Source organism: Mucilaginibacter sp., from assembly GCF_025359345.1.
GTDB lineage: Bacteria > Bacteroidota > Bacteroidia > Sphingobacteriales > Sphingobacteriaceae > Mucilaginibacter.
Genome location: NZ_JANYGQ010000017.1, coordinates 288,949 through 296,486 on the forward strand (window position 1 = coordinate 288,949; position 7,538 = coordinate 296,486).

General features: G+C 45.1%; 4 protein-coding genes. 2 read left to right on the plus strand and 2 right to left on the minus strand.

Features of this window, described 5'->3' with window-relative positions:
* Positions 1-152 precede the first annotated feature (152 nt).
* Both Q0R52_RS10495 and Q0R52_RS10500 read left to right on the plus strand, forming a co-directional pair.
* Entirely contained in the window at positions 153-2,585 is a 2,433-nt protein-coding gene (locus Q0R52_RS10495) for a bifunctional YncE family protein/alkaline phosphatase family protein (protein WP_295794607.1), read from the plus strand.
* Positions 2,586-2,956: 371 nt separating this feature from the next.
* On the plus strand, positions 2,957-3,823 hold the full coding sequence (locus Q0R52_RS10500; RefSeq protein WP_295794608.1) for an aldose 1-epimerase family protein: 867 nt from the start codon (positions 2,957-2,959) through the stop codon (positions 3,821-3,823).
* A 120-nt stretch (positions 3,824-3,943) separates the two neighbouring features.
* Here Q0R52_RS10500 and Q0R52_RS10505 read toward each other — a convergent pair whose 3' ends face one another.
* Both Q0R52_RS10505 and Q0R52_RS10510 read right to left on the minus strand, forming a co-directional pair.
* Positions 3,944-6,409: a hypothetical protein gene (locus Q0R52_RS10505; protein WP_295794609.1), complete on the minus strand. Its 2,466-nt coding sequence runs from the start codon at positions 6,407-6,409 to the stop codon at positions 3,944-3,946.
* A gap of 362 nt (positions 6,410-6,771) precedes the next feature.
* Positions 6,772-7,538 (minus strand): gliding motility-associated C-terminal domain-containing protein (locus Q0R52_RS10510; RefSeq protein WP_295794610.1); only part of this gene is annotated, 767 nt, incomplete at its 5' end.

Sequence of the window (7,538 nt, forward strand, 5' to 3'; positions counted from 1 at the left end):
TGTAACCGGGATAATAATTATTTGTTTTTAAAAATGCACGTGTTAAAACCAAAATCAACCAGGTACACTACAGAATCGTTACATTATCTTTTTGTTAAGCCCATCTGTCCGTCAAAATCAATCAGTACTTTTGGTATTACAAATATCATCCTATGAAACTAAAATTCTTGAGCATCATAGCTTTTATTAGTTTAAGTTTTCAATCTATAGCTCAAACACCAGGCAAAATTGAGCAAACCGGGCAGGTATTACTACCCAACGGCTGGAAACTGAGCCCTGCCGGTCGTGGTTTGCCACTTGGCGATTTGCCGTTAAACATTCAGTTATCAGCATCAGGTAAATTACTGGCCGTTACCAATAACGGACAAAGCACACAATCCATCCAACTGATCGATACCAAAACAGAACAACAGCTTGATGAGCGGATAATAAAAAAGGCATGGTACGGATTGGCATTCAGTCATGATGAGAAAAAGCTATATGCATCGGGCGGTAATGACAACCAGATACTGGTATATCCCATCCAAAATAACAAAATAGGCGTTGCCGACACCATCAAACTTGGCGCAGCCTGGCCGAAAAATAAAATATGCACCACAGGTATAGTGCTTAACAAAAGCAACACGCGTTTATACACTGTTACCAAAGAAGATAGTGCGCTTTATGTAATTGACCCGACAAGGCTTAAGGTAGTAAAACGCGTGAAGCTGGCTGCCGAGGCTTATGGCTGCGTATTATCGCCCGATGAAAGAACACTGTACATTTCTATCTGGGGTGGCGGCGAGGTAAGCTGCTATAATACTGCAACAGGCGTCATAAATAGTATAAAAACAGGCAGTCACCCCAACGAGTTGCTGCTGAATAAAAAAGGCACCCGGCTTTTTGTGGCCAATGCCAATGACAATTCGGTATCGGTTATAAATACCGTCACCCGCAAAACTACCGAAGTAATATCAACTTCGCTTTATCCCACCCGGCTAACGGGCTCAACCACCAATGGCCTGGCCCTTTCGCCCACCGAAAAAACGCTTTACATTGCCAATGCCGACAATAATTGCCTGGCCGTGTTTGATGTTAGCCTACCCGGCAACAGCAAAAGCCAGGGCTTTATCCCGGTAGGCTGGTACCCAACAAACGTAAAAACGCTGGGAAATAAAATATTTGTAGCAAACGGTAAGGGTTTTACCTCCATGGCAAATCCGAAAGGCCCGCAGCCGGTTAAAAAAGCCGACAACAGCGGCTACCAAAAAGGGGCTGTAAATAGCAGGGAGCAATATATTGGCGGCTTGTTTAAAGGCACCATGAGCATTATTGATGCACCAACCGAGGCTAAACTAAAAACATATACCAAACAGGTTTATGCCAACACGCCCTTTACCGATAAAATTGCCGCAACGGCTCCGGGTGAGGCGGGTAACCCAATACCACGTAGGCGCGGCGAAAAATCGCCTATAAAACACGTGTTTTATATTATCAAGGAAAACCGCACGTACGACCAAGTTTTAGGCGATATGCTCAAAGGTAACGGCGATATCTCACTTTGTATTTTTGGCGAAAGGGTCACCCCAAATCTCCATACCATTGCTAATAATTTTGTACTGCTTGATAATTTTTATGTAGATGCCGAGGTAAGCGCCGATGGGCACAACTGGAGTATGGCTGCCTATGCCACCGATTTTATCGAAAAAACCTGGCCCACCAGCTACGGTAGTCGCGGTGGTAATTATGATAGCGAGGGCACCCGCGACATTGGCGACCCGCGCGATGGTTTTATTTGGGATTATTGCAAACGCGCAGGCGTGAGCTATCGCACTTATGGCGAGTTTGCCGATGATGGCAAGGCGAATATCAAATCACTTAAAAATCATTTCTGTATAGCTTCACCAAGCTTTGATTTAAACATTCCCGACATCAGGCGTGAAGAAATTTGGGCGCACGATTTTGACTCGCTACTGAGCATAAACGCCGTTCCGCAATTTAACACCGTGCGCCTCGGTAACGATCATACCAGCGGGCAGCGTAAAGGCGCCATATCGCCTATTGCCGCGGTTGCCGATAACGACCAGGGAGTCGGGCGTTTTTTGGAGCACTTATCACACAGCTCCATTTGGAAAGAATCGGTAGTGTTTATTTTGGAAGATGACGCCCAAAACGGCCCCGACCATATTGATGCGCATCGCAGCCCGGTATTCGTTGCCGGCCCCTATGTAAAACAGGGCGAGGCTATACACGCCATGTATTCTACTTCCGGCGTGTTGCGCACCATTGAATTAATACTCGGCCTGCCACCGATGAGCCAGTATGATGCCGCAGCCCTGCCCCTGTACGAATGCTTTACCAGCAAGCCTGATTTTACCCCATACAATGCAAGACCGGCCCAGGTAAACCTGGAACAACGCAATGTTGCCGACAATAAAAGCAGTCTCCGCTCCGAACATTTTAACTTCGCCAAAGAAGACGCCGTACCCGACCTCGACCTTAACGACGTAATATGGAAATACGTAAAAGGAGAGGATGCAGTAATGCCTGCACCAAAGCGCAGCGCCTTTGTTATTTTAGAGAAGAAGAAAAAGGATGATGATTGAGAAAAGTCAATAGTCATTAGTGAATAGCGAGTTTTGTTTGTGATTGTTAGTTGCTGTTCGCATATTCGCCCATTTTTTCAAAGACCACGTAGTGGTTAAATATTGGTAGAAAAATCACCTCAAATATTTTGCGTGCCGTGGGTACACCACAGCCGCCTGTAGCTAGGCGGTTAGTTCCGCACCTAACAGAGCGCACATGTTTTCATTTTTTTTTCTACCAATATTTCGCTCCTAAAGGAGCGCTATCGCAAATCTCAATCCAATATCCATTTTTGCAATTAGCCTATCTCAAATCTCACGTCTCAAATCTCATATCTTCTCAAAACAAATTCATAATTTAGAAAGTTTTACAACCGATACTTTTTTAACCTATGGCCATTTTAGAAAACGACTTTTTACGGGTAGAAATTAATGCGAAAGGCGCCCAGCTTACCTCAGTTTTTAACAAAGAAACCCAAACAGAACACATGTGGCAGGCTGATGCCAGCATATGGCCATGGCATGCCCCAAATTTGTTTCCTGTAGTGGGCGGGTTGATAAACGATGAACTTTTGGTTGATGGCCAAACTTATCACATGAGCCGGCATGGCTTTGCCCGGCAATCGGAATTTGTTTTGTTGGAAAGTGACGATGTGCATGCTGTATATTCGTTACCCAACAGCGAAACCACGCTGAAAGTATACCCTTATAAATTCGATTTCCAGGTTTTATATAATTTGATTGATAATGCGCTGCGGCTTACCTATAAGCTCATCAGTCATGATAAAAAAAACATCTATTTTTCGGTAGGCGGGCACCCGGCGTTCAGGGTGCCATTTAATGCTGGCGAAAAATATGAAGACTATTACCTTGAATTTGAAACCGGCGAAAAGCTGGAAACGCATTCCTTGTCTGTCGATGGTTTTTTTACCGGCGAAACCCACCCCGTGCCAACATCCCATAACCGGCTGTATTTAACCAGGGATTTGTTTAAAGCCGATGCGCTGGTGTTTAAAAACCTGAAATCGCGCGAGGTTTGTATTAAGAGCGACAATCACGATAAATCAATCTCTGTTGAATTTCCCCATTTCAATTACCTCGGTATTTGGGCCAAACCGGGTGCGGATTTTGTTTGTATCGAGCCATGGCTCGGCTGCGCCGATACCGTCGACAAACACGTCGACATCAGCCAAAAAGAAGATATCCAGCAGTTAAAACCCGGTCATGTTTTTGAGGCAGCATTTTTTATAAGTGTGTAAGCCATTTTTAATGTGCTTTGGCGGAGGTCACAACATACAATTCATTGCCGTCGGCTTTAGCCGACGGACATATAAAATCGCAAAATACGGCTTTAGCCAAATACTGAATGCTATTATTCGCTAGTTTTCTCTAGCCACAGCCATTGTTTCACGTGCCGTTTTCGCCACGTAGTTTATTGCCAGGTCGCCCTTTAAATTACTGCTTACACTTTTAATTATCTTACCGTTAACCTCAAACCGGTAACTTGTATTTGGCTTTAACCGGTGCAAAACATAAGCAACCGGTGTAGTAACGCTTTGCTGCCATTCCATTTTTCCGGCATCCCAATTTTTTATGCTGATGGATAAACCCTGTGCCGATGTGGCATCCAGTGAAGCAATAGCTCCGTTCCCGTTAAAATAAGTTAATTGGTTTTTGGTTGAATTAAAGCCAAAGCTTTTGCCGCTAGTCACCTTAAATTTATGGTCCGAAACGGAATAGTTATCATTATCAAGATTGATGACCAACTTTTTACCCCTGAAATTATAATTCAAAGCCGTGCCGGCAAGCTCGGGTGTAATATGCGGTTCCAGGTAAAAACGATTATACATTGGGTTTATCCCGTAAATTGCCTGGTAAAGCCCTACGATAGAAAGGCTGTTGCCCGATAAAATATCGTCGCCCTGCCCATCCTGCTTTTCCCGGGCATAACGTTGGAATGCCAGCCCATCTTTACTGTATTGCTCCAGCACGTTTTTTACATACTTTAAGGCAAGTGAAGGGTTATAATCAGCATACGCTTTTACGGCAACCGACCCCCACGATAAAAACAAGTCGCCGTTCTCATACGAAGGGAAGGGGTATTGCGATTGTTTTGCTTCGCCTGGGGCATAAGGATACATGCACAATGGCCAGAAGAACAGGTTTTCCTTTACCATCTGGGTCTCGATTCCATCCAAAATTATTTTTTTACGGGTATTGTTATCACAAATGCCGTAAGCAATCGCCATAAAGTTTACCGGCGTTACCATGTTGCGCCCGTGTACACTTTTATCCTTATCAATCCAGTAATCATAGCAGCCTTTTTCCTCGTCCCAAAAGCCGCCATCTTTTATGCTCTTGTTAAAGCTGGTTTTTAATTTGGCCGCAAACGCCGTATAATACTTTGCCTTAGCCGAATTGCCCAATTGGTATTCAATATCGGCCCATTTTACCAATGCATGGTAAAGATTGGCGTTTACAAAAGCATTTTCGTAACACGCCCACACAATATCGATCCAGTCGCTGCTGCGCTTTTGGGTGTGACTGTCGGTCATCATTTCAACCAGGCCATTGTGGTTTTCGTCTCGTTTTAAAATCCAGTCCAAAGCTTTTTCGCAGGATAGCTGGTGCGTTTTAACCCAGGCTTTATTGCCGGTCATATCATAAAGCTCGGCAACATTGGTCACAAAATCAGGGTTCGAATCCATCAATATTCCCCATTGCGCTTCGTAAAAACCTTCTTTGTTAAACTTGCCGGGCATGGCGTCTTCATTGGTATAGGCCCAGCGAGGGTAAACGCGTCCATCAGGTTTAATGGCATGGTCGCGGTAATAGTTAAGGGTGCTTTCGTAGCCTTTTAAATAGCTGGGGTCATTTATAGCAAGGCCCATCTGCGCAATGTATTGCTCGTGCAGGCAAATAGGGCCGTAGGGTGTATGCCAGCTGTTGCCGCCAAAATGCAGGGAATCTATCACACCAATGCGTGCAATAGTATTTAGCACTGCACCCACTTTATCACCATCAATACCCTTAAAATCGCCCCGGCCGTATTTTTGTTTGAAATCGAAATATGTTAAGGTGATGCTTTGCTTGCTGATGCCTGCCGATATAGTAAACGGTGCCCAAACGTCGGTATGGCCCCTGATGAAGCGGCGGCGGTTGGTTCCAGTATCTCCTTTCGGCAGCATTTCTTTGCCCGACACAGTGATGGAATAAGCCAGCTTATCGTCGTTAGTGCGCGAGTACTTCATCGCCACGTTTTTGCCGGAGGAGTTAACGGTAATATTCAGTCCATTATTGGTTTTACTATTCCAAAAGTTCGTCGACCGGGTATGCACACCGTAGGTACACAACTTTTCGTTAAACAAATAAAACCAGGCTAAGCCGCCGTAACCCTGGTAAGCGCCTTCCCAGGCGTTGATGTTATCAAAATTAAATATCGGGGCGGCAGATTCATCTGCCTTTATTGCTTTTGCGGAGTTTCTTTCTATAGTCCAGTTTATAGTCTTGCCGGTCACGGTAAATATCCAATTCTCTTTAGCCGGCCCGTAATTAATGCCGGTTAGCTTAAATACGTTACCCTGTTTTACCAGTGTCGGTGTTCCGCTTAAATGCAGCGAAGAATAAACAACGCCGCCAATGTTTACCGATGTGAAAATCCCCTCTGGACCGCCGATTACTTTTTGCCCGTTAACCACTAGGGAGGTTATGCTGGCATGGTCGCCATAATCAAGTACCATGGTGATTTTGGGGCTGCTGATGGTTATTTCCTTGGCCCCGGTTAAGGCCGGCAAAAAAATAATTGAACAATAAATTAAAGTAGTGTAGAATTTTTTTAACAGCATGTGTTTTTCGTTTGCAGGTGGAATAGTTTGTGGGCCGGAACATTAATGTCAGCCCGTTAGCACCTCAAAATTAATATATAAGTTGGTATCCGGATAGATTTTAAAAGGTAAAATCCGGAACGACTAAATTGTTTTAGTAAAATTGAGGACTTGACTCGCTTATAGGGCGTTTTCTTTCATTGGTAATATCTCAAAGATTTTATCGAATGAAATAGAATGTTTTTTCACGCTTCATAAAGCTGCGCCAAGTTGGGAAAGTAGCCGGAAAAGCACCCGGAGCCCCGGGGAATGTGAATTTATTAAAAAAGACAATACAGCCCCGCAGAAGCGGGGCCGTAAATGTCGTCCCTAATCAAATGGCGTTAATATTTTAATAAGATGTAACCTGTTTTGCGCATAAGTTTACCCTTGTCGTTATACTCCAACTGGTAAAAATAGGTGCCTGCCTGAAGTAACCTGCCGTTGATGTTCGATTGCCCGTCAAACACCCGCGACGCATTGTCATACCCTTTTATGCTGTATACCAACATACCGCTGCGGCTCATCAGCTGAAAGGTGTTTTGAGGGTAGTTGCCGATGCCGGTTATCTCCAGTACATCGCCTACCCCATCCCCGTTGGGCGATACGCCCTGTTTCACTACAGGGGCAGCAGCGTCGAGCGGCGTTTCATCCACCCTGGCTGCAAAGCCGGGCGTGGTGGTGGTAGTGATCTTTACCGTTGCAACGTCGTTCCCATCTGAATTGTAAGCGGTGATGGTATAATCGGTAGCTGCCACGGCTACCATCGGTGTACCGCTAATAACGCCGGTAGTAACATTAAATGTTAAACCTGCCGGTAATGCCGTATTAATGGTATAACCGGTACCAATGGCTTTACGTACCAGGTTGGTGCCGTAGTCGGCTACATAAAAATTTCCAGCTTTGTCTATGGCGATGCCATGCGGATTGCTGAAACGCGCAGTTGTGCCTGTACCATTAACGGAGCCTGCCGAACCGCTGCCTGCATAGGTAGTAACCACACCTGCCGGGGTAATTTTCCTGATTAAGTTATTTGCACCGTCGGCCACATAGATATTGCCGCCTGCATCGGCTGCCACGCCAAATGGACCGCTGAAACTGGCTGCCGTGC